General features: G+C 42.2%; 15 protein-coding genes and 1 pseudogene. 11 read left to right on the top strand and 5 right to left on the bottom strand.

Annotated features, from left to right (window positions below; translation table 11 throughout):
* Window positions 1-102: 102 nt before the first annotated feature.
* Window positions 103-957 carry an AraC family transcriptional regulator gene (locus tag CI959_RS03620; protein WP_046452333.1) on the top strand — a complete coding sequence of 285 codons (855 nt, stop codon included), beginning with the start codon at window positions 103-105 and terminating at the stop codon, window positions 955-957.
* 1,152 nt (window positions 958-2,109) lie between these two features.
* On the opposite strand, the pseudogene CI959_RS21755 reads toward CI959_RS03620, so the two are convergent.
* Window positions 2,110-2,354 (bottom strand): annotated as a pseudogene (locus tag CI959_RS21755) (hypothetical protein); the annotation flags it as partial.
* Window positions 2,355-2,732: 378 nt separating this feature from the next.
* Between CI959_RS21755 and CI959_RS03610 the strand changes: the two are divergent.
* From CI959_RS03610 to CI959_RS03585, 5 genes are all read left to right on the top strand, one after another.
* Entirely contained in the window at window positions 2,733-3,983 is a 1,251-nt protein-coding gene (locus CI959_RS03610) for a DUF3575 domain-containing protein (RefSeq protein WP_046452351.1), read from the top strand.
* A complete protein-coding gene (locus CI959_RS03605) occupies window positions 3,980-4,924 on the top strand; it encodes a DUF5119 domain-containing protein (protein ID WP_046452332.1) in 945 nt (314 codons plus the stop codon). The genes CI959_RS03610 and CI959_RS03605 overlap by 4 nt, the downstream gene beginning before the upstream one ends.
* Window positions 4,925-4,990: 66 nt before the next feature.
* Window positions 4,991-6,124 (top strand): fimbrillin family protein, encoded by a 1,134-nt coding sequence (locus CI959_RS03600; RefSeq protein ID WP_095231409.1) that lies wholly within the window; start codon window positions 4,991-4,993, stop codon window positions 6,122-6,124.
* Between the two features lie 219 nt (window positions 6,125-6,343).
* Window positions 6,344-8,998, top strand: coding sequence for a fimbrillin family protein (locus CI959_RS03595; RefSeq protein ID WP_095231408.1), 2,655 nt, complete (start codon window positions 6,344-6,346; stop codon window positions 8,996-8,998).
* 2,368 nt (window positions 8,999-11,366) lie between these two features.
* The gene (locus tag CI959_RS03585; RefSeq protein WP_095231407.1) at window positions 11,367-11,549 is read left to right on the top strand and encodes a hypothetical protein; all 183 of its coding nucleotides are present in this window, start codon (window positions 11,367-11,369) and stop codon (window positions 11,547-11,549) included.
* Window positions 11,550-11,629: 80 nt separating this feature from the next.
* Here the strand turns inward: CI959_RS03585 and CI959_RS03580 are convergent, their stop codons facing one another.
* Window positions 11,630-13,588 (bottom strand): ATP-binding protein, encoded by a 1,959-nt coding sequence (locus tag CI959_RS03580; protein ID WP_095231406.1) that lies wholly within the window; start codon window positions 13,586-13,588, stop codon window positions 11,630-11,632.
* A gap of 65 nt (window positions 13,589-13,653) precedes the next feature.
* Window positions 13,654-13,827 carry a histone H1 gene (locus tag CI959_RS22075; RefSeq protein ID WP_215710725.1) on the bottom strand — a complete coding sequence of 58 codons (174 nt, stop codon included), beginning with the start codon at window positions 13,825-13,827 and terminating at the stop codon, window positions 13,654-13,656.
* Between the two features lie 497 nt (window positions 13,828-14,324).
* Between CI959_RS22075 and CI959_RS03575 the strand changes: the two genes are divergently transcribed.
* On the top strand, window positions 14,325-14,528 hold the full coding sequence (locus CI959_RS03575) for a helix-turn-helix domain-containing protein (protein ID WP_095231405.1): 204 nt from the start codon (window positions 14,325-14,327) through the stop codon (window positions 14,526-14,528).
* 12 nt (window positions 14,529-14,540) lie between these two features.
* A complete protein-coding gene (locus CI959_RS03570; RefSeq protein WP_095231404.1) occupies window positions 14,541-14,834 on the top strand; it encodes a helix-turn-helix domain-containing protein in 294 nt (97 codons plus the stop codon).
* Window positions 14,835-14,898: 64 nt separating this feature from the next.
* Here the strand turns inward: CI959_RS03570 and CI959_RS03565 are convergent, their stop codons facing one another.
* Together CI959_RS03565 and CI959_RS03560 are read right to left on the bottom strand one after the other, a co-directional pair.
* Window positions 14,899-16,110 (bottom strand): site-specific integrase, encoded by a 1,212-nt coding sequence (locus CI959_RS03565; RefSeq protein WP_095231403.1) that lies wholly within the window; start codon window positions 16,108-16,110, stop codon window positions 14,899-14,901.
* Between the two features lie 19 nt (window positions 16,111-16,129).
* Window positions 16,130-17,359, bottom strand: coding sequence for a site-specific integrase (locus CI959_RS03560; protein WP_095231402.1), 1,230 nt, complete (start codon window positions 17,357-17,359; stop codon window positions 16,130-16,132).
* A 1,042-nt stretch (window positions 17,360-18,401) separates the two neighbouring features.
* Here CI959_RS03560 and CI959_RS03555 point away from each other — a divergent pair.
* The 3 genes from CI959_RS03555 (at window position 18,402) to CI959_RS03545 (ending at window position 23,078) form a co-directional block, all read left to right on the top strand.
* A complete protein-coding gene (locus CI959_RS03555) occupies window positions 18,402-20,003 on the top strand; it encodes a cytidyltransferase (RefSeq protein WP_095231401.1) in 1,602 nt (533 codons plus the stop codon).
* Between the two features lie 20 nt (window positions 20,004-20,023).
* Window positions 20,024-21,058 (top strand): N-acetylneuraminate synthase family protein, encoded by a 1,035-nt coding sequence (locus CI959_RS03550; RefSeq protein ID WP_009017047.1) that lies wholly within the window; start codon window positions 20,024-20,026, stop codon window positions 21,056-21,058.
* A gap of 244 nt (window positions 21,059-21,302) precedes the next feature.
* The gene (locus CI959_RS03545; protein WP_039848549.1) at window positions 21,303-23,078 is read left to right on the top strand and encodes a hypothetical protein; all 1,776 of its coding nucleotides are present in this window, start codon (window positions 21,303-21,305) and stop codon (window positions 23,076-23,078) included.
* The last annotated feature ends 9 nt before the right edge of the window (window positions 23,079-23,087 follow it).

The following is a 23,087-nucleotide window of genomic DNA, read 5'->3' as shown; positions in this document are numbered from 1 at the left end:
GTTTTGGCATACGTTTTATTCTATGATTTAATGCGGAATAGAAATAGATATTAATTATACAATAAGATATAAATAATAATATTTTATAAATAAAAATATGCTATGTCTCTTTTTTATTTGAATGAACATACGTCCTGTTATAATTATTCAAATTTTATAGAGGAAGGATTTCGCTACTATAAATTTGATAAAGGAATAAACTATGAAGAGCGACTGATAAAAGATTGTATTTTGTTTGTTCTGAAAGGAAATCTGCAGTTCTTGTATAACGAATTTGAGTTCACAGTTTCAGAGGGGAAAATGTTCTTTTGGAGCCGTGATAGCCTCTTCAACATGTATTCGTCGGAAGAAAGTGAAGTTGTTGTCGCCCTATTTGAAGGAGGTATATCGCCCTGCCAAAAAGCTTCTTTTTCAGATCTGTTCCATTTAAAAAAAATTATCAAATATCACATGGAATCTCTTGTAATAAAGGACGAGTTACGAAAATTTCTTGAACTTTTGGTTTGTTATCTGGAAGACGGAGCAAACTGTATACACTTTCATGAGACTAAGCTCAAAGAACTGTTTTGGAACATTCGTTTTTATTATTCTAGGGAGGAACAGGCAAACTTTTTCTACACAATTATCGGTCGATCCCAGGATTTAAGAAATAAGGTTCTGAACAATTACAAAGAATGCAGTACCGTAAAGGAACTAGCATCGTTGTGTGGGCTCTCTCTTCCTGCTTTTAAAAGGCAATTCATTGCGGAATTCGGGGAAACACCGAGCAAATGGATGAAGATGCAATTGTTAGGAGAAATTAAATATAGACTCTCGGTTACAGATTTGTCGTTAGGGAGCATTGCCGATGAATTCGACTTTGCTTCTTTAGCTCATTTTTCCAGATATTGTAAAAGATATCTGGGATGTCCTCCTAAAGAATGGAGAGAACAAATAAATAGACGTACAGAGAACTGATTTTAGGAGAGTTTTCAGATCCTGTTTATATGATGAATCGATTCGGATTGTTCAATGAGATTTCCGACTGTGTTATCCGTACTTTTTCTGCTTTATATGTCTGTTTTTTATATGTTATGTAATGCTACTTATGAAAAAGTTTTTTAGTTAGGTCTGAATCGTAGTTTCTCTGATGCACAAAATAAATTTTTGACTTTATGCTTGATAGTCAGAGTAAGATTTTGTTTAGATGTTCTGTCTTTTATCTTTTATAGTCACAAAAAGTTTCATTATTCATCAAATTGTCAGAGGCTTGTATTTTCATCGGGTTCGTATGAAACTAAATCCGATTCTATTATGAAAATACAATTATCTTTATAGGCAATCGTCTTGTTTATGGGGTTTACTGCGCAGGTTCAGGAATCAAATGAACATTAGATTTAAGTAGCTGAAAACATCCGAAGTGGAAATCGTACCGAACAAAATCCATTATCTCATTGAGATTCGAGAATATTCCGGAAGAGAGTTTGGCGGGAAATCTAAATCGGAAAAATATTGTACCAAAGTAGCATTGAGCCGAATTGAACAAGGTTTGATACAAACGCTAAACGAAGGGGATCCCGAAGGATACCATCCAGACACAAGAATGCGGTGACTTTTGGCGGTGACTGAAGCAAGACTTTTTAGTGGCTAAGAGTTTGACATTACACTGACAGATTTCAATCAGATAGATGAAGTACTCAAGCTGATAGACACGAAAGGGATCAACATCATGTGCATAGGTGATAAAAACAAAGCTATGTCGATGTACCACCCAAAAGGGAAGATCGAAGCATTAAAGGCGGCGTACCTGAAAGCGCTTTAGCTAATAGAGGCATTGGTCAATAAATTAGGACATGTGAGATGCATTGTGAAAGAAAAGCGCAGTATCATTTTCCCTTTTGCACAAAGCAATGTCAATGTCTCATCCTCCGATGCGGCATCGTTGGGCAATTTTCGTATTATTAAGGAGAGCTCCTCAATACTTGTGCGTTTTGAGATGTAGATTAGCCATAAAGTATCTCAAAAGACGTGGACGAATAGTGTTGTCGCCTAACTAAATCAGCCGAAACGGGGAATATGGTTCATTACTTCAGCTTTTCCTGTCCATGGCGCACCTACCGACTTCCTTTTTCAACCGCTCGCCTGTTCATTGGTCAGCCTTGCACGTTCCAACACTCCCCCTATTTCCTGCTACAGTACTCAAAATCGATCATAGAATCGGTCCGGTTCCGGATAAAGCCGTTATCCCTCTGTCGGTTGAATTTGGTTTCCAGTTTATCTTAGGTTTCTTCCTCTACTTTTCCCCGCATCAACCAATAACAGTATTTCATAGCGTTGTCTTGCAATTGCTGCATGCATTCAGTCAAACAAATATTAAAACAACAGGAAACGAAACAGTGATCTAACAGACGCCAAAGAACAATCCCCAGCCGATATCTTTCGTTGTCAATTGGAATCAGTTTAGTTTGCTTTGGATATATAGATAAAAAGGAGTAATCTTGAGTGTAAATGGTAAATAATAGAGCCGAAATGACAATATATGTCTGACTTTAATTATTTTTCTTTGCGCTGTAATTTTTGACACAAATCATAAATAATTATTAAGCCGTAGTATTCCATGAAAACATTTTACAAATTAAACTTTTTATCTCTTTTTTCCTGTCTTATCAGCTTCTCTTTGATTATAATAAATAATTAAAATAAATATGAGATTTTTTTTATTTTTCTGTTTTTTGTCCTGCTCTATCTGGAAGATGGATGCGGCAGTTTACGGAAGTGATACGTTGCGTTGCCGTATCTGCTTTCCTGTGGGCAGTTCCGTTGTGGATCTTTCCTATGGGGAGAACGGTTCGCGCCTGGATGCCTTTGTGGCAGGGATTCATGCCCGGCAAGCAACAGCCGTGCTGTGCCGTTTGAGTCTGCATTCCGGTGCCTCTCCCGAAGGGGGCTTGACCTTTAACCGACGTCTGTCAGATAAACGGCTCGCCTCTTTCCGTTCCATTCTTCAGGAGCGTCTTTTCTTGCCGGATTCGGTATTTACAACCGTCTCTTTGGGGGAGGATTGGGAGGGCTTAACCTCTCTTGTCGAGGAATCGGATATGCCCTGTCGGGAGGAAGTGTTGCGTATCCTTCGCAATACCCCTGTATGGGTGACCCGTAACGGTGTTGTCGTGGATTCCCGCAAACGGCAGTTGATGAATTTAAGGGGCGGACAGGCATGGCGATACATGCATGCACATTTTTTCCCCGAGCTCCGCAACACTTCGGTGGTCGAATGCGAATTTGCTCCTGTTGGGATGGAAAAAGAGCTAGCCCCCCCGGTGGGAGCAACGGAAGGCCAACCGGCTGATACGGTAATTGTTCGTGATACGGTTGAGAGGGTGATTGTTTTTCGTGATACGGTCCAACTCCCCGTCCCTGTTGCCGGACCTTCCAAACCGTTCTACATGGGGCTCAAGACGAACCTTGTCTATGACGCCCTGCTTGTGCCGAACATCGGCGTGGAGTTCGCTCTTGGCAAGGGATGGACACTGGGGGGCAACTGGATGTACGGCTGGTGGAAAAATGACAGGCGCCACCGTTACTGGCGGGTGTACGGCGGGGAAGTCGGCCTGCGCAAATATTTCGGTCAGCGTGCATCCGATAAACCACTGACCGGCCACCACGTCGGTGTTTACGGCCAGCTGTTAACCTATGATTTCGAATTCGGGGGGCGCGGTTATATGGGTGGCCGTCCCGGAGGGACATTGTGGGATAAGGCCCATTACGGTGTCGGTTTTGAATATGGCTATTCCCTGCCCGTGGCCAGAAGGCTGAACCTTGATTTCTCACTGGGCCTGGGATATTTGGGCGGAACATGTTACGAGTATGTTCCGGTTGATGCCTGCTACGTTTGGGAGAAAACGAGGACACGGCAGTGGGTGGGCCCGACCAAAGCGGAGATCTCGCTGGTATGGTTATTGGGCCGGGGCAATTACAATCAGGAGAAAGGAGGTAAACAATGAACAAGATGACTTATATCCTGCAAGCGTTCCTCATTTTAGCGGTTCTGGTATTCAGTTCATGCGAGCATAAGGAACTGTGTGATGACCATTCCCATACAGCCGGGCTGCACGTGGTTTTCGACTGGGTGCACGCACCCGATGCCAAACCGGAGACCATGCGCCTGTACCTGTTCCCTTTGGATGGCGGCAAGGCGCAGGCCTACGAATTCACGGATTACCGGGGAGGATATATTAACGTACCGGCAGGCCGTTATAGGGCCTTGTGTGTCAATTCGGACACGGAGTCCGTTCTTTACCGCAACATAGACCTCTTTGACAGCTTTGAGGCTTACGCTCCGGACGGCGCTCTGGCAGTAGGTTCATCAACCTCGGTTCCCCGGGCAGAAGGCACGTGGGACGAACGCATTGCCAGGTCTCCGGACCGGCTATACAGCGATCGCCTGGACGATCTGGCCATTGAAATATCCAAGGAAGAGCAGACGGTAACCCTTTATCCGGAACTTTCGGTGTGCCGTTACCGGGTGGAGATCCGGAACGTGTCTAACCTGAAGTATCTTTCTCCGGAGGGTCTTTCCGGATCCTTATCGGGCCTGTCGGGAGGATTTCGGGTCGGTCGGAACGAACTTACGCCGGATCCGGCGACCGTTCCATTCGAGGTGGTTTCCGACGGGATCTCCACGCTAACGGCGGAATTTCTGGCTTTCGGCCAAGTGGGGATGGGAGAACCGGCGCACAAGCTGGTGATTTACGCTATCATGGCTGACGGCAGCAAGAATTATTACACCTTTGACGTCAGCAAACAGGTTGACGAAGCGGCCGATCCGCGGGATGTCTACATCTTATTGGATGGTCTCTCCCTGCCGAAGCCGATCGTAAATGGTGGAGGATTCCACCCTTCGGTCGATGAATGGCAGAATATAGACGTGGATGTTATAATGTGATGTAAAATGTGTATTTATTGATATAGAATCTTCGAAATTTTATTCATTAAACCTTTTTAATTTTTTATGAAAAAGTATTTTTTATTTTCGGCTATGGCTGCTGTAGCCTTAGCCTCGTGTACCAACGACGATGTTGTTGACGTGAACAAAGGAGGAGGTATTTCTTTCCGCGCGTCTTTGGATAAGGCGCGTACTAAAGCAGTAACAACCTTGAGCAATCTCGGGGCATTCAATGTAACAGCTATTGGTAATGGCAGCAATTATTTCACGAATTTGGGAGTCACCTCTTCTGATAATGGGCTTACTTGGGCAACTGCGTCCATTTATTATTGGCCAAGTTATGGACTCTCTTTTTTCGCGTATGCGCCTCAAACGCCAGGTGGCACAGTAGGCATAAACAATAGCGGAAAGAGTATAATCGGTTTTTCCCCTGAGCAGAATGTCGCAGCGCAAAAAGACCTTGTCATTGCTTACAATACGGGCACGAAGGCTGTCAATGAAGGACCGGGAGTTCCCTTGAATTTCAAGCATGCCCTTTCACAAATCCAAGTAATGGCTAAATGTTCCAATGAAAAGATCAAAATCGAGGTTTTAGGTGTTCGTATGGTGAATGCGGCGACAACTGCAGACTTCACATTTCCAGAGACAGAAACTGCGGCAGCCTATGTTTTAGGTCAATCTCAATGGGCTAACTGGTCAGGACAAAATGGAGGTAGTACAAATGATTACTATATTAAGGGGACTACCCCTGTAACATTGGCAGATACTGTTAGGTCCATCATGTTCGGGGATGATAATTTCATGCTTGTACCACAACAGTTGACAAAGTGGGTTGGCAGTAGCCACACCGATAAAACTGGAGCATACCTATCTGTACTTTGCCGTATTTACAGTTTGGACGGCTCTAATGAAACATTGCTGTATCCTCAGCCGACAGCTACAGACAACAAGGACGGGAAGTATGCATTTTCTGCAATAGGTATTGATACGAATTGGGAACCAGGTAAGAAATATATCTATACATTGAATTTCTGTGGATCAGGAGGAGGAACTGGTCAAGGAGATCCAGATCCAGATGTAGATCCAGATGTAGATCCCGATCCAGGTGTAGATCCTGGCGATCCTGTCTTGGGAGGACCTATCTTCTTCACTGTAACAGTAGATGACTGGACAGATCAATCAGTAAATGTTAATATGTAGTTTAGTTTTTTTGTGATTCATTTCAATGAGAATTGACTTTCTCAGTGTCCGGATTGGATTGTGGTGGGTATTGCTCTCTATATTTATCTATATTGGAGAGCAAGGGAACGATTCAGTACACTTTTTCATCTTGTCACCTTCCTTTCTGGATATTTTGTTTTTTTACAAAAGAATAATTTTCGTTGTTCATACAATTCATACACAATTTTTTAATGTTATATGCATATGAGACGATTTATGTTTTTTTCCGGCAAGGCGGTTTTATCCCGCACATCCTTTTCATTGTTTGTCATCGGTTGTATTTACCTTTCCTCCTGTGAGGATGAGCTGGAACGCGGTAAAACTTCCACAAGTATCTCTTTTACCCCTGTAATACAATCCAGCTGGGGTCCATCGGCACGAACCATGACAGGAACAGACATGCCACAGGACAGCGTCTCATCTTTACAAGGCGGTCGCACTTCTCTTTACCTACACACCTTATACACCGACAGCATCGCCCTCCCTCCTTCGGACAGCCGGCCTGATAGGGGCGTTCTTACCCGTGCCACTCCCATAAAGGATGTCAACATGTACGAGAGTTTCGGTGTCTCGGCTTACTCGTATACCGGTTCCTGGAGCGAAGACAAAACTCCCAACTACTTCTACAACGCCACAGCCAGCAAGTCCGACGGCGGCTATACGCTTTCCTCCACCCATTACTGGCCCGGTTCTTCATATAAAATGAAGTTCTTCGCCTATGCTCCGACAGCCAACACTCAGTACGTACTTTCCGGCAGGACACAGGCAGGTTCTCCCACCATCAGCGTCACTATTCCGAGCGATGTCAACGACCAAAAAGACCTTCTCGTGGCAAAGACGGATGAACTGGCCGGCAACACCAACACTGCCGTGGCCCTTAGTTTCAATCATGCCCTTACCGCCATCAGGTTCGTGTGCGGAGATGACATGCAGGTAGGTACCGTAAAGAGCGTCAGTTTGAAAAACGTTTATTCCAAAGGGACTTACAATATGGGGACACAGACCTGGAGTGATTTGGATACACCTGCCACCTTCTCGCAGACATTGGATAAAGTGACAACAGGCACACCTGACGAGGCGCTCACGAGTGAAGCGCAGACCTTCATGATGGTTCCGCAGACTCTTCCGGATGGTGCACAACTCGAAGTGGTATTCACTGACAATTCCAGCATCGACCACACGCTGACCGCTGACATCAAAGGTACATCCTGGCCTGTTGGCAAGACTGTCACTTATAAAATTTCCAGCAGTTCCATCAACTGGAGCTACACGCTTACCGTCTCGGGGCCAGCCGACTTTACCTATACCGGCGGTACACAGCCATACAGTGTCACCAGCTACCGTGAGAACACCAAAGGGGTTCAAGAAGCTGCCCCATGGACCGCACAATATTCAGTAGATAACGGAGTATCTTGGACAGACACCCGACCGGAGTGGCTGACCGCTTTCACGGCATCCGGAGCCGGCGGGACTTCTGCACAGCCATACGATGCAACGGTCAGCGTACAGACCGGTACGGATACATCCCCCCATACGACCGCGTTGCAAAATGCGACAGCCAAAGGGACTGCAGATACTCCCTATAACCTCTCCAACCAGACTGATGGCGGTCCAACAGATGAAAATACCGCCAACTGCTACGTTGTCAGCGCTCCGGGATACTACTCTTTCCCTCTGGTATATGGGAATGCCCTTAAAAATCGTTCAACCAACGAGTCTGCCTATAAGACAGGCAATACCGGAAGCAATATTCTGAGTAATTTCATCAATCATACCGGGGCGGGGATCTCCGATCCATACATCGCTAATAATAATGGATGTACACCGGCTAAAGCCGAACTGGTTTGGCAGGATGTGATGGACCTGGTTACGGATATAAAATACAACGCCGGGTCCAATGGCGGCAATATCTCTTTCAAAGTGGACCGCTTTTCTATCCAACAAGGCAATGCCGTCATCGCAATCAAGGATGCAAGTAACAACGTACTTTGGTCCTGGCATATCTGGGTGACCGATGAGAACATCGACAATGTAATTGAGGTAACCAATTACCAAAACGTAAAATACAATATTATGCCTGTCAATCTCGGCTGGTGTGATGATGATGTCACAACTTATGCAGAGCGTAGTTGCAAGGTGAGATTCACTGCTGGAGACGCAAGCAAGGAAGTGACCATCAGACAAGTCTCGGCTTCAATCACAATAAGAGGCAATCATCCTTATTATCAGTGGGGCCGTAAAGATCCGTTGCGTCCTTCGAACGGATTGGCCGATACCAATAAAACTTGGTATGACAAGAATGGCACTTCTTCCCAAAGCAATCCTGCAACAGAGAACTTCTCTGCCGGCGTTACTTGTATTATGAACTATATTCTCAAACCCGATGTGATGCAGAATCAAGTTTCTGGCGATAATGCTTATGCGAATCTCTGGAGTGTCGATAACACCGTTTATACCGCCAATGACAATCCTGTTGTAAAAACGGTCTATGATCCCTCTCCTGTGGGCTTCAAACTTCCTCCCGGTAATGTTTTCACTGGATTCACAACAACCGGAGGCAGTACAAGTACGTCTTCTGAAATCAACGGAACGTGGAGCAGCAGTTCCTTGAAGGGATGGAATTTCTACACTGATTCTTCAAAGAGTAAAACCATCTTCTTCCCTGCGTCGGGGTATCGCTACCGTTCCAATGGCATGGTGAGCAACGTTAGTAGCGACGGCTTCTATTGGTCGGCGGTTCCGTCCAGCCCGACCAAGGGTCACTACCTGTACTTCAGCTCGTTGCAAGTGATCCCTTTGAGCACCTCCAACTATCGGGCTGTCGGGTTTGGGGTGCGTTCTTGTCAAGAGTAAGGATTTGAGATAGAAGGTAGAAACACAAGGATTTGTTTGGTTGATTTAAATTATTCCTCAAGGGTTTTCTCAAGATAGGGCCCTTGGGGAATTACGTCTATGCTAATAATAAGGAGAAGAGCAGAATTTCATAAAGATATCATGAAATATAAGCATGAAATTTACAGTACTCATATTAGAAGGTAACTCCCTCAAGCTCTATCAGGTCATGGGACATGGTGGTGGCATTCATGCCTGTAGAAAGAAAGACCGGCAGAGGTTACAATATAGACAATTATTATATTACTTCCGCCAAAGCGAGGAATATACCTGTCAGCTTGTTGACAAGCTTACATGGAGTGACAAGATGTATCTGTATCCTATATCCAATGTAGAAATGTCTAAAAATTCACTTCTGAAACAAATCCTGATTGGTAAGAATAAAATAAGTTGAGAAGCTGTTTCAATTTTGTTTGTGGTGGCGTCTTTTCTGCAGTCTATGATCTCCTCTCTATGAAATAATATCTTTGACATACCAGATACAGCTTCCAGATTTATCACAATGGTATTTATTCATAACAGTAGATGACATGAAATATTATAGGAAAAATCAAGCTCCACAATCCTTGCAATCACTGATTGAATAAGATTTTGTACTTGATGGTTATGTAATATTTTTATAGATTATATACTCCATAAAAAGTTTTCTGATTTTTTTAATATTGTAAATTGCTTCTGTTTTTAATGCGGTTGTCTTTCCACTTATAAACATACCGACTCCGGAGGCAAAGGCTGAAATGGTTTGTCGGCGTATTCGCCGTTAAACCGTTCGTTTTCGGTTAAACGAAAACACAACTTGCTGTCCGCAGGAGCGGACCACGTTTATCCAATAATTATTGTGTATCAGACTGTTGTGTGGCTATTTTCCTGTGTTTTGTGGGGCTTTTCCATCAGATATTTGCCGGCTGTTCTCCCCATTAAAAGATAGATATATCTCCATAACCATGTGACTTACGCCCATAATTCGGGGATAAGGAGGCGAATATACGGAAAATCTGCCCTTTACATACCTTATTCTCCATTAACGAATTACTACTTCTACACTTCTGCAAATGGAGAATGACAGGTAGCCGTATACGCCTGATTGTTTTTTCATCGTCTCCATTAACGGATTGCTACTTATACACATCTGCAAATGGAGAATGACAGGTAGCCATGTGTGACTTATGTTTTTCTTTATAGTTCTCCATTAGTGAATTGATATTTATACACTTCTGTAAATGGAGATTTTAAGATATCTGTATCCGGAAAGGTGCGTGCTCCCTTCGCTTCCGGCTATCCTTATTTTAATATCCAGCTATATTGCAATTCTGTAATAGCATTATCCGGATAGCGTATCATACGGCTATATACAAATATGGCTACACTATAATTCATGGTTGTGATGGAGATGGCTCTTCCCATCCGGTAACATGACCATAATACCACGAGAAAAAAAGACAACGTCCACAGAGAAAAAACGGATGGCAGGGACGGTTACAGAATGACAGATTTCGACAAATAACCGGCTGTTTTGGGAAACAAGCTCGGATCTGAAGTTCTGGTCAATCAGCCGTCAAAAGGCTGTTTAGGTATATTATGCCATCAGGTACAAGAATGTTTGTTATGGTAGCTTTCTCCGATTGTCATTAGGGAAAAAGGATTTCAGGGTATCCTGTTTTTTGGTATTCTGGTTGTTTGGTAATCAAGAAAATAGAAAGTCTGGTACATGTGAATTTAGGTGATCATCCCGGATGGTAATCTGTAAAAGAGCTTTTTGGAACATTTGAAATACCGATAATAAAAAAAACGAAATCAGGTATATGGACGCTGTCATATACCCACAACCTGCCATATCGCTGTTCCGATAATCATATATGGTTATCCGTGTATCCCGCTATATCCTTATTCCGATAGAAGGGCTTATCGTTATCGTCGTATCTCTATATTTAGGCATATGGCTATATGCGTATTCAGCGGTATCATTGCCTTTCCCATCCGGGTCTGCCACAGGTTGGATAAGTTTTTAATTTGAAGGTAATCGGCCTGATGGTATAGAAACATGAAAAACTCTGTAATCATGGCATTTACCCGGGCAGAGAAGCCACATCTTTTTATTGTCGAATTCTCAGCGTTGCTTCATCCATGTGTGAAGAGGAATTTTTTCTTTCATAGCAACGTTCCTTTCACATACGCCAAAGGGGGTAGTGAATCCAGCCCTGCTTCGGCTTTCTTTTCCATATGACAAAAACTAACTATCCATGGCTATTCCTGCTAGTGGACTGATTTTGTTTGGCAGGTATCGTTTCTTTCTTTACATTCGCACCAATGAACATTAAAAATTGAGCGCATGGAAATATACTACATTGAAGCCGATGTCCTTGAGATGATGCGGACATGCTCCGAGAACCTGTCCGCACATGTGGCAGATTGTATGAGGGAAACCGCTGTAATGAACTCGGAGAATGACTGGACGATCAGGATGTCTGCCTACTCCTTAACATCTCACCGTATTTTGCTTTCTTTTGAGTAGGTAATGAATGATTCAAAACGATGAATTCCGTTTATTCCTATCCTAAAAAATATTTTATTCCCTTCTTCTTTCTCATTAACTTATTCAATATCAAATTCTTTCTTTAATAGTTTAAAGAATACATCGTTTCTATTTGATGCAAGTTCATAAATGTCTTCAAAGGAATATAATTCTATCCTAATATCCATTTTATTTCTCGGATTGTCATCCTTAGAAAAATTGTCCTCAAAGTAATATGAATTTGCAAGGAATGGGATAGGTTTATATCCGCCACTAAAACTATTGGATGTCAACTCCTTGTCTATATCGGATTTCCTAGCAAGAATGATACCTGTATATTGTACTTGCTCCGTATTCACAGTCCAATTCAATGTTTTATGTGGATGCTTATAAAAATCGTGAGCGTATCTTTTAACCTGTGCTATCATTCCTTCTTTGGTATTTCCTGCATTATGTGCGTTTGTTGTTGATTTTAACTCAAGGATCAGAATTTGTTTTGTTTTTTCTGGGTCATCAGCCCAAATGTAAACATCTGACAAAGGTTGCCCTGACTTGGTGCTTTTAACTTTGAAATCGTTTGAGAATGTTGTGAACTTGTCATCCAGAATCCAAAGATTATGTAAATGATTGATATTTGAAGAATCACTTAAAGTTGTTCCTCTTTTAATAAAGAGTTCATGTACAGAGCTTTCTAATTCTGATTTATCATTTCCGTCTTCATCAAATTTTTGAATTAACATATGCAAACGTTTCAATACACTTTCTCGATGTTTGACATATATATGCAAACTTGAGTTTAAAAGCTTATAACATTCTTCAGAATCACTAAAAAGTTTATCTTCTTCATTTTCGAACTCTCTATCTATTTGATTCCAGAACTTTTTCTCTATCCTACTCTTCTCGTCAATAGCAGATTGTACAATATCTTTCTCATTTACTATCTTTTTATCATCGATAATATTACTATCTTCAATAAATGTCTCAAGCGAGGGGTACTTCTTTTTGAAATTCTTTAAATTACGCTTTGTCTCCTTTTGGTTGTTCTCTATAATAGAGCTAAATTCAATATCCAAGATCTCACTTATTTTCTTATTTATTTTTAATATATCATCAATTGGGATTTCTATTTTTTCGCCTTTTGTGTCGACATATTCATCGAAATATTCCGATGTTAAATACAATAAATAACCGTCATTATTATCAATTGAATAACTTAATTTCCCATTGGATAAATCCGCTTTCAAGTTCCTTGCAAAACAGGTTACCGGATTCTCTCCATGCATTTGTGTTCCTTTTTTTATCAACCATAGCATAAAAGATTTATTACCCTCTGCGAGATTGATTTCAAAGGGTTTTCTTTCTGTTTCAGATTCAATATTTCCTTTTTTTACAGTAACATCCTCTCCATTGAAAATAATATTTACTACAAGCTGTTCATTGGTTACAATGAATGGAAAAAAAGTTTCTATAAACCATTGTTTAAATGCTTTTGAGTTTGGGTATTTATAAAAAAAAGTTTTTGCTCGTCCTAATGTGTTTTGTTTGTTTAAGTATGCTGTCAGCTTGGTATAGGTATCTTTTATTTCTGGCATCTCTTCTACAAACTCATCAAAATTAAAAAGTCCATCAGATGTATTTGGATATGGAATGGTTCGCTTTTGATATGTACCATCTTTATCCTTATACACCGTTTCATATTCAGATGAGTCGGTAAAGTATACAATAGCCAATCTCCCTTGGCCCAAAGGATGGAAATTAAACTGCTCCTTTTCCAGGTTTTTTTTATCAAGTTCTTCAAAATAGAGACGATTTTTTTCTGTAAAGCCTTCACCATTATCCCTTAATTCGATTTTACATTGATTTTCATCAAAAGTAATATTTAGGTCTAGCTGAGGGATAAAATTCGTTTCTTTATTTTGCCGAATTAAAACGGCATGTATGGAATTGGAAATTATCTCTCTTAATAAAAGAAAGAATTTTTCACGGCTATTCTTATATTCTTTCTCTGCCCTGTATTGAACGTTTGATTTCTGTTCCATGATGATACTACAATTTTTTGAAGGCTATTTTAAACTCAACATATATTCTACTTGACGATAAAAGATCACTTGGCCACTTCAACCGACATCTTACGGAATTCCTTAAGCAAACTCCTTAATTCTAACGTAGCTTTACGTGCTTTCATACCTGCCACATTGTTGCCTTTGGAAACCAGCTGTTCCACATCTTTTTGAAAAACGGCAAATTTTCTCTGAATGTCAACAAGAAGTTTGTTTATATCCTTAAAAAGTGTTTATTGACCAGTGATTTTATAATCATAGTTACAAAAACAAGATTTAAATTCCAAATAATTAAATGTTCTAGTCTCTTTTTATTGAAAAGACTACGAAGGACAAATAAGGTTCAGGAGCAATTTCTCGTTTGGAACCACTTGTTGAAATCGCAATGATAAAGTTCTTAGCCTATATGGAGCACTCCAGAGATTTTATACTCATTTTTTTGATACTTATTTTGTACGGTGGAGTTTTTTTTCTTTACCTCTTTCGCATGACAATAGCCGACTATCCATGACTATTCCTGCCAGTGTGCTGGTCGTGCTTGCCTCTCATGGTTTCTTCCCTTATATTCGCACTGACATTTAAACGAGTTAGGAATATGGAAATACGCTACATCGAGGCCGGTGTCCTTGAGAGGATGCTGGCACGTGCCGAGAACCTGTCCGCACGTGTGGACAGACTGTATGAGAGAAACCGCTGTAAGGAATCCGGAGAGTGACTGGACGGTCAGGATGTCTGCCTGCGCCTTGACATTTCGCCACGTACCCTGCAAACCCTCCGCGATACCGGACGGCTGGCGTTCACCCGCCTCCAGCGGAAGTTCTATTACAAGCCCGGGGATGTGGAGAAGTTGATGGTCTACGTCGGCATCAGACGCAAGGAGAAGGAGGTGAGAGAAAGAAGGAAGAACGAAAACCTTTAAAGAGCGGAAGAGATGGAAGGCATTATCGACAAGGAGAACGAACGTGTCCGCAGGTTCTTTGCCCTGCTGGACAACATGGAGAAAAAGATGGAGCGTCTTGCCCGTGACAACCGTCCTCCCTTCAACGGGGAACGGTTCCTGACCGACAGGGAGTTTTCCGGTATGTTGAAGATCAGCCGCAGGTGCCTGCAGGATTATAGGGATCAAGGACGGATTCCCTATATCCAGCTCGGTGGGAAGATCCTATACAGGCAATCGGACATCGAGAGGCTGCTGGAGGAGAATTATCACCCTGCATTGGTATAATATCGTATTCAAGTTTAAGGATTGCCGCCGGAATTGCATTTACGATTCCGACGGCAATTTTTATTTAGCCTGCGGCCGGAAAGGAAGCCGCAGGCTTTCTTCTTTCTATCAGCCGGTCCATGTCCGAGGATATCTTCCGGTCGGTGACCTGGGCGTAGACCTGCGTGCTGTCGATGTTCGTATGGCCCATCATCCTGGCGATGCTCTCTATCGGAATACCCGCGGTCAGTGTCAGGGTTCCGAACGAATGCCGGGCCATGTGGTAGGACAGGTTCTCTTTCATACCTAACGCCACGCCCATTCCATGTACCTCGTACCAGAGGACGTCGCGGACCGGCAGCGGGAATACCGGCCTGTCGTCATCCGTGGTGTTGTAAAGATCCAGTATCTGTCCGGCTATGGGATGCAGCGGGATGAACGCCTCCACGTCCGTTTTGGCGCGGCGGATGCGGATATACCTTCTCCCTTCCGAGGTCGTTCCGATGTGACGGGGATGGAGAGCCCTCGTATCCGCGTAGGCCAGACCGGTCAGCGAGGAGAAAATGAACGTCCTGCGCGCCAGCTCCATCATCGGGTCGGGCAGCGGGGTTTCCATCATCCGCTTCAGTTCACTGCGGCTGATATGCCTTAGTTTAGGTGCTTCTTTCCTCTCGTATGCCACGTCCTCTATCGGGTTGGCACGCAATACTTCCCGGTCCACGGCGATGTAGATGAGCCGGTTGAGCCAGCACAGGCAGTGGTTCACGTGTCCGTTCCTGTGTCCCAGCTCTTTCTTGAGGAAGACCTTGAACGATTCGGCGAACTCTTCGGTGATGTCCGAAAAAGCGATGTCCTTCATCCCGCGGGATTCGATGAACTGCCTGAGGTTAAGCTGCGTGGTCTTCGACTGGCGGTAGGTGGAGGTGGAATTGATCTCCTTGGAGCGGACCCTGAGCCGTTCGCGTTCCACCTCTCCGGCCTGCAGGAGGTATTCCGGCACGGAATTGGTACCGGATACGGTGGTCTTGAGCAGCTCGGCCGTGACCACTCCCTGGTTCCTCAGCAGGTTCCCGTACGCCTCTTCCAGCCGGCTGCGGAAGGCGGCAAGGCGGTTGTTCTCCCTGGCTGTTTTGATTTCACACTTCTTGCTGTCCCAGTCTCCGGGTTTGCAATAGATGCCTGTCGTGACAGCCGATTTCTTTCCGTCGATGCTGATCCGGCAGAGGACGGCGGTCGTGCCGTCCGATTTTACCTTGTTACGGTTGATGTAGAATAAAAGCTTGAATGTACTGCGCATGATAATAATTGTTTGGGGATTAAAGAATAAGTTTCAAATCGCGGGTTGCCTCGACGAACCTGTCCATGTCCTCGAACAGTCGCTTCGGGGTTACACGGGCATATATCTGGGTGGTCTTTATGTTGGAATGTCCCAGCATTTTGCTGATGGTCTCGATCGGCACTCCCTCCTCGAGCGTGACCAATGAGGCGAAAGAATGCCTTCCCATGTGGTAGACAAGGTCCTGGCTCAGCCCCGCCATCAGGCGCAGGGATTTCATATTTGCCCTGAGCGTATGGTAGTCCTGCGGCGGGAAGAGGGTGGCACGGGTATCGTCACGGTACTTTTCGATCAGTGCGAGGGCCTCCGGCAGCAGCTTGACGCGTCCGAGATAGTCGGTTTTCTTTCGCCGGTATTTCAGCCAAAGACAGCCATCGTCGTCCGTGAAGAGGTTCTTCCGGGTGATGCTTACCACATCGGCATAGGCCGTACCGGTGTAGCAGGCGAAGAGGAAGAGGTCCCGGGTGATGACATGTGACCTGCGTTTTTCCGGTATCTCCAGGTCGCACAGCTTCTCGAAATTCTCCCGGCTGAGCGCCCGTGGGGCGGTCTCCTTCTGCTTGGGTAGCTTGTAGTGGCAGAAATGGTATTTCTCCGAGTGCCCCTCCTTGTAGGCGATGCGGCAGACCTTTTTCAGAATGGCCAGGTAGCCGCGCAGCGTGTCCACGGCGTATTTCTTCTCCAGGAGGATGAAATCCTGGTAGTCACGGATGAACTGCTCGTTGAGCTGTCCGAAGGCAAGATCCGGGACCTTGAACCTCGTTTTGATGAATTCGGCGAGCGTGCGGTAGGTGAAGAGGTAGGTCGAGAGCGTGGTAGGCGCACGGTCCACGCCCACACGCGCTTTCATCTCCTCATTGTGCCGGTCGAGAAGTTTGAGCAGGGTCATCTGCGTGCCCGCGTTACCTTGGAACAGGTCCCTTACGGCAGCGGCATCGAAATCTCTCTTCCTTTCCATGAGGGAATTGAAGGCCGAGTGTACGGCAAGCAGCAGCCTCTCTATTTTTTCATTGGTCTCCACCGCTTCCCGGCTTTTGCCGTTCAGCCGGCTCTCACGCGCGTTCCATAGCTCGGGAGTGCAGGAAAGCTTGCAGCTGAACTGCGCCATCGTGCGGTTCAGGGTGATCCGTCCCATGATCGGGGCCTTGCCGGTCTTGTCCGGCTCGCTCTTTTTCAGGTAGAGCAGCACCTTGAATTTTTCCACTTTCATAACGCTCTTTTTTAGGTTGTAAAAATACTCCTTTGAAAAGCGTCCTTTGGCATGCAAAACATTGAGAAACAGTGAATACAAATCCGCTTTGTTCTTATCGGTAAAAATTCGGTTACCTGCCGTCGTTTCCGAAACAGGCGGCTAACAGTCTGGTAACTGAAACGTCGCAATATTTTGTTTTCTTTTGCAGGTCTGTCTGTTCTGCAATTCTCGCAAAATGCTTAATTATAAACGTTTTACGTTTAATTATCGTCATTCTGTTTTTTATTGCATTTCTAAATATTACTTATAGTGGGCGGCATACGCTGGGGGATTGGGTTATCGATAGTAATTTGTCTAAGTAATTATAAAAAACAAACGTTTTAGGTTCGTAACGGGTTTGAGGTGATTACTTCTTTTACCGGAAAAAGCTTGTGTTATAAGAAAAAATAAGTTATGCTCGTGATCGAATCGTAAGAGGAAAGATATGAATTCAGTTGTAGCATTCGGAAATATCTCTATGATATCCAATAATCCGTTTTATCCATTGAGGAATATTTTGGGGAGGAAAGGGATTTTATTGCTTACGAGTAAAATAAGTTGTTGCGTTGGGTAGTAGAACGTGAACTGGAGATTATAGGGGAAGCCACCAATCATTTTTTGGATATAGATCCGGATATATAAATTGATAATGGGAGGAGGGTCGTTGGTCTGAGGGACTTTGTTATACATGGTTATGATAAGGAAGATAATGTGATTATCTGAGGTGTTATCAGTAAGGACTTACCAAAACTTAAACAGCAAGTAGACTATCTTCATACGTTCATTTGAACCTGCAAGTCTTATGACCTACAACTAAAGAGTTGGATGAGTAGTGTCATCCGTGAAATGATATATGGCAATAATTATTATGAAGGTCTCCTAAATGGAGTTTATTGCAAGTAATACAAACAGAAATCACTTAATATAAAAAAACTATTATTCTATCTTGCTGGTAAATAGTAAGATGGGATAATTGAGTGCTAACATTGAAGGTGAAGAGAAATTCTAATTGTAGATAAACATGAACATTTTAGCAATTATTCCTGCAAGAGCAGGATCTAAAGGAGTTCCCAATAAAAATATCCGATTGCTTGGGCAGCATCCTTTAGTATATTACTCAATTAAAAATGCATTGCAGTCAAAGTATATTACCGATGTGATTATTTCGACTGATTCTAACCCTGTACGTATCATTGCGCAGCAAATGGGAGCGAAGGTGCATTGGCGTGATGCGGAGCTTGCTGGCGATGAGGTAACTCTCGATGCGGTTATCTATGACGCTATTCCGACGGATAAGCAGTGGGATTATGTCATCACTATGCAGCCCACTTCGCCAACTCTCACTGTTGGTACATTAGATAGTGCCATTGAATACGCAATAAAAAGCAAACTCGACACTCTTATCTCTGCAATCAATGCACCTCACCTCTCTTGGGGAGAAAAGGATGGAAAGAAGATACCGAACTATGAAAAGCGTCTTAACCGTCAGTATCTTCCACCATGTTACATGGAGACGGGTACTTTTGTTATCTCAAAGGCAGATATCGTAACAGAGAGTACTCGTATTGGTGTAAATGTTGATGTTTACGAGATTCCAGAGCGAGAGTCGCAGGATATTGATACCTTCGCTGATCTCTGTAGTGCAGCTGCTTTACTTGAGGCTCAGAAGATAGCTATCTATGTGAATGGTAATAACAAGCGTGGTATTGGACACATCTATCGTGCTCTTGAAATCGCTGATGAATTCTATGTTAAGCCAGATGTCTACTACGATGTAAACCAGACAGATGTTAAGGTTTTTGGTAACACTACTCATAATCTTATCCCTGTCAATGGCATTGCGGAACTCTACGAGATCTGTAAACGTGAGCAGTACAGCTTATTTGTCAACGATATCCTCACTACGTCCATTGACTATATGATTGGTTTGCGTTCAGTTTTGCCAAACGCTAAACTTATCAACTTTGAGGATGATGGTGAAGGAATTCTTAAAGCTGACCTTGTTTTCAATGCACTTTATAGTGAGCATGCATTGCCTAATGTTTATGGCGGGGAGAAATACTATATCTGTGGTAAGATCTTTATGTTCTACGAACCAATCAAGATAAAGGAAGATGTTAATCGTGTATTCATTGCTTTTGGTGGTGCTGACCCGCAGAACTACACAGACCGTTTGCTTGACATCATCTCTAAAGATGAGTATAAGAAATATGAGTTTGTTGTAGTTGTTGGGCGTGCTAAGTACAATGTTGATGCTTTACTTGAGTATAATAAGTATGAACATATTCAGGTTCTTTATGATGTTAGCAATATGCCTGAACTCATGTCTTCCTGTGATATTGCTATTACTTCTCGTGGACGCACAGGTTACGAGCTTGCACTCCTTGGCATTCCTTCAATCGCAATGGCACAAAATCAGCGTGAGGAGAAGCATGGCTTTGTTTGCAATGAGAATGGTTTCTCGTACATTGGTCTTAACCCAAGCGATGAAATTATCGAAGGTATTCTCAAAATGTATATGAATCTTTCCAAGGAAGCACGAGAGAAGTTACATGGAAAACTTCTCTCGCACAACCTTCGTGATGGCCGTAAGCGTGTGATGTCGCTTATTCGTGGATTATAAACAACATACTCATTTGTATTATGAAACCTTATGTAATAGCAGAAATGGGTGTCAATTTCTATGATACCGCTAAGAAACTCAACATCAATCCGCTCGAAGCAGCAAAGATGTATATCGATGCTGCAGCTGAAGCTGGTATTGATTGTGCTAAATTTCAATCATATAAAGCTGGCACTATCGTATCTAAGAATTCGCCAGCTTATTGGGACTTGACAAAGGAGCCGACAAAGACCCAATATGAGTTGTTTTTAAAGCATGACTCTTTTGGTGAATGTGAGTACCGTGAGCTTTGTAAATACACTCATGACAAGGGAATGGATTTTACATCTACTCCTTTCGACTATGCTTCAGCTGACTATCTTTATGACATGGTAGATTTCTATAAAATCTCATCATCCGATCTTTCTAATTTGCCATTTATTCATCATATAGGAGCAAAAGGTAAGCCTGTTTTTGTGTCTGTAGGAGCAGCTTATCTTTCGGAATGTGATGAAGCTATTCGTGCGTTACAAGAGTCAGGATGTAAAGATATCGTTGTTTTTCACTGTGTGTTATCATATCCTACTAATCCTAAAGATGCAAATCTTCGTGTAATTGATACATTGAAGAAGACATTTCCATCCGTTCGTGTTGGATTTAGTGATCATGTGGCCCCTGATGACAATATGATGACTCTTGCTGCAGCTTATTTATTGGGAGCAGAGGTTATCGAGAAGCACTTCACTCTCGACAAGACTCTTCCTGGCAACGACCACTATCATGCGGGTGATCCAGAGGATTTCAAAAAGGCTATTGCCAACTTCCAATGGATTGACAAAATTCTAGGTAATCCAGAGAAGGTTGTTCTCGATTGTGAGCAGGTTCCTCGTCGCGAGGCTCGTCGCTCATTGGTGCTTACTCGTTGCATGAAAGCAGGCGAGATTATCAAAAAGGAAGACCTTATGCCAAAGCGTCCGGGCACTGGTATCGCTCCACGTTTTGAAGATATTGTTATAGGTCGTAAAGTACTTGCAGATCTAACAGAAGATACCATCCTTACATGGGATATGATTTAATATTTTGCAACAGAAGGTTCTATTCTTTTTGTTTCAACTGATAAATCTAGATTATATAAATCTATAAGATTGTTTTAGGAAGGAGATAGTTTCCTCAAAATAGCCTTCATGATAGTAACGAACGTGGAATGAAAATGCCTACTTTATTCTACATATTAATTGAATCAGGTAAGGGGTATAATATACACTAGAATAGCATAGTGGAAACAATTGAGTGCTTACATTAGAAATAATATTAATTGATATGGGAAAATTATTATTTACCAATAATCAGGATTGGGAAAATATTCTTAGAGGTATTTATTCCAAAAATGAATTAAATAAAAATTATAGTTCAAATGGACTAACTTGTTATGCGAAGCGATATGTAGACAGTGAAAATTGTTACTTTGATAATGACGGGGTAGTTGCGATTATAGGTACTTGGGCGTATTTAAATGATGATAATCCCTTTAATTTGAATGTAATCTATCAAGATCTCAAGTCAGAAGATAAAGGTGTTGATTATGTAAGAAAACATTTGATAGGTTCTTATGCTTTAGCTTATATTCAAGATAATAAACTTAGAATATTTGTGGATGAGTGCCATACATACGCTCTTTATTATTATATAGGTAGAGAAGGTGTGGTTGTTACTAATACATATTATCACGTAGAAAAAGTTTCAAAACAAGAATTCGACGAAACTGTTTTTGCTACAATGCTTGCGAGTGTTGGACTGTGTAGCAATAGAACTCCTTTCAAAAATATATATAGGTTACTAGAAAATGAATATATCGAATACGATTTTGCTATCCATCAGGCAATTATAAAAAAGTGTGACGTTCATACTACATCCTATTCCTTTGGCTCAATGGAGGAGGCCTTGAAGGTGTTAAAGGATGAAATAGAATTGCAGACTACAGTCCTTAATAAAAGAGTGCATAAAAAATTTCTCTTTGCTACGGGAGGATTGGATTCTAGAGTAAAACTAGCTTTAGATCTATTCCATAGTAAGGAAGTTATGATTGGATATTGGAAGGGTGAAGATTCAATTACAAATGGAACTTTACAAGATGCGAAAATTAATGAACTTTTAGCTTCTGAGTTTTCTTTAAAAACTAAAATATTCGATGTAAGTCAGCATTTTAGAGAGTGTTTGAGAACTATAGATGAAGATGAATTGGATCGATATGGTGAATACATTAGCATTTATGCGCATAATCAAAAATGGTTGACTTTGTTTGATGATTTACACAAAGAGAATATCGATGAAGTAGAATTTGGAATGGATACAGATCTTTTAAGAGAAATAGGAAGTCTGGATGATTCATTTGATGAAGATTATGATAATTCGAAATTTGCAATTAAAGGCTGCTTGAGAGGAGGCTTATTTAATTATGTTTTTGATTTACCTAATGTGTGCAAATTGATCTGTGATGAAATTAAATTGGTAAACTTAGATTTACAGAATGATCTAAAAACTAAATATGCTAATATTTTTAATTATTTTAGACATGATATGGGATGCTATTTTTCAAATATGTTGAATGAAAGTTTCTTCTCATATCCTCTTTTGCACAGTAAAAGAATATGGGATATAATCTATAATATTCCATATGATTATCGAGAAGATAGTAAACTTTCATTGCGTCTAATAAATAGTTGGTGCCCTATGCTGTTGAATATACCAGTGTTTACTCATCATCATTATGGTATATATAATCGTCAGAAGGGGGTGTTGAAGAAGAATTGGAGATATTCATTGCTATTGAGAATTAAGCCCTATGTCTTAAGATCAAAGCTTTATGATATTTTATATGTAAAACTTATAGAACCGGTTTATCGTCCGCAGAATAAAAATAATGAGATCTTGTTTCAAACGAGTGTTGCATCGCTTCAGAGTTCTGAATCCTTTATAAAGAGTGGAGTTCGTTTTAGAAAAAATTTAATTGGTAAAGGATTTGATATGGCTGCTTTATGTACCATAGTGGCGAAGTGCAAGTTTGTTGATCAAGTTCTTAATGTGGTGAGAAAGTAAAGTTCTGCA

The sequence above is a fragment of the Parabacteroides sp. AT13 genome, from assembly GCF_002272965.1.
GTDB classification, from domain to species: domain Bacteria; phylum Bacteroidota; class Bacteroidia; order Bacteroidales; family Tannerellaceae; genus Parabacteroides; species Parabacteroides distasonis.
This window is presented reverse-complemented; position numbering and strand designations above follow the sequence as displayed.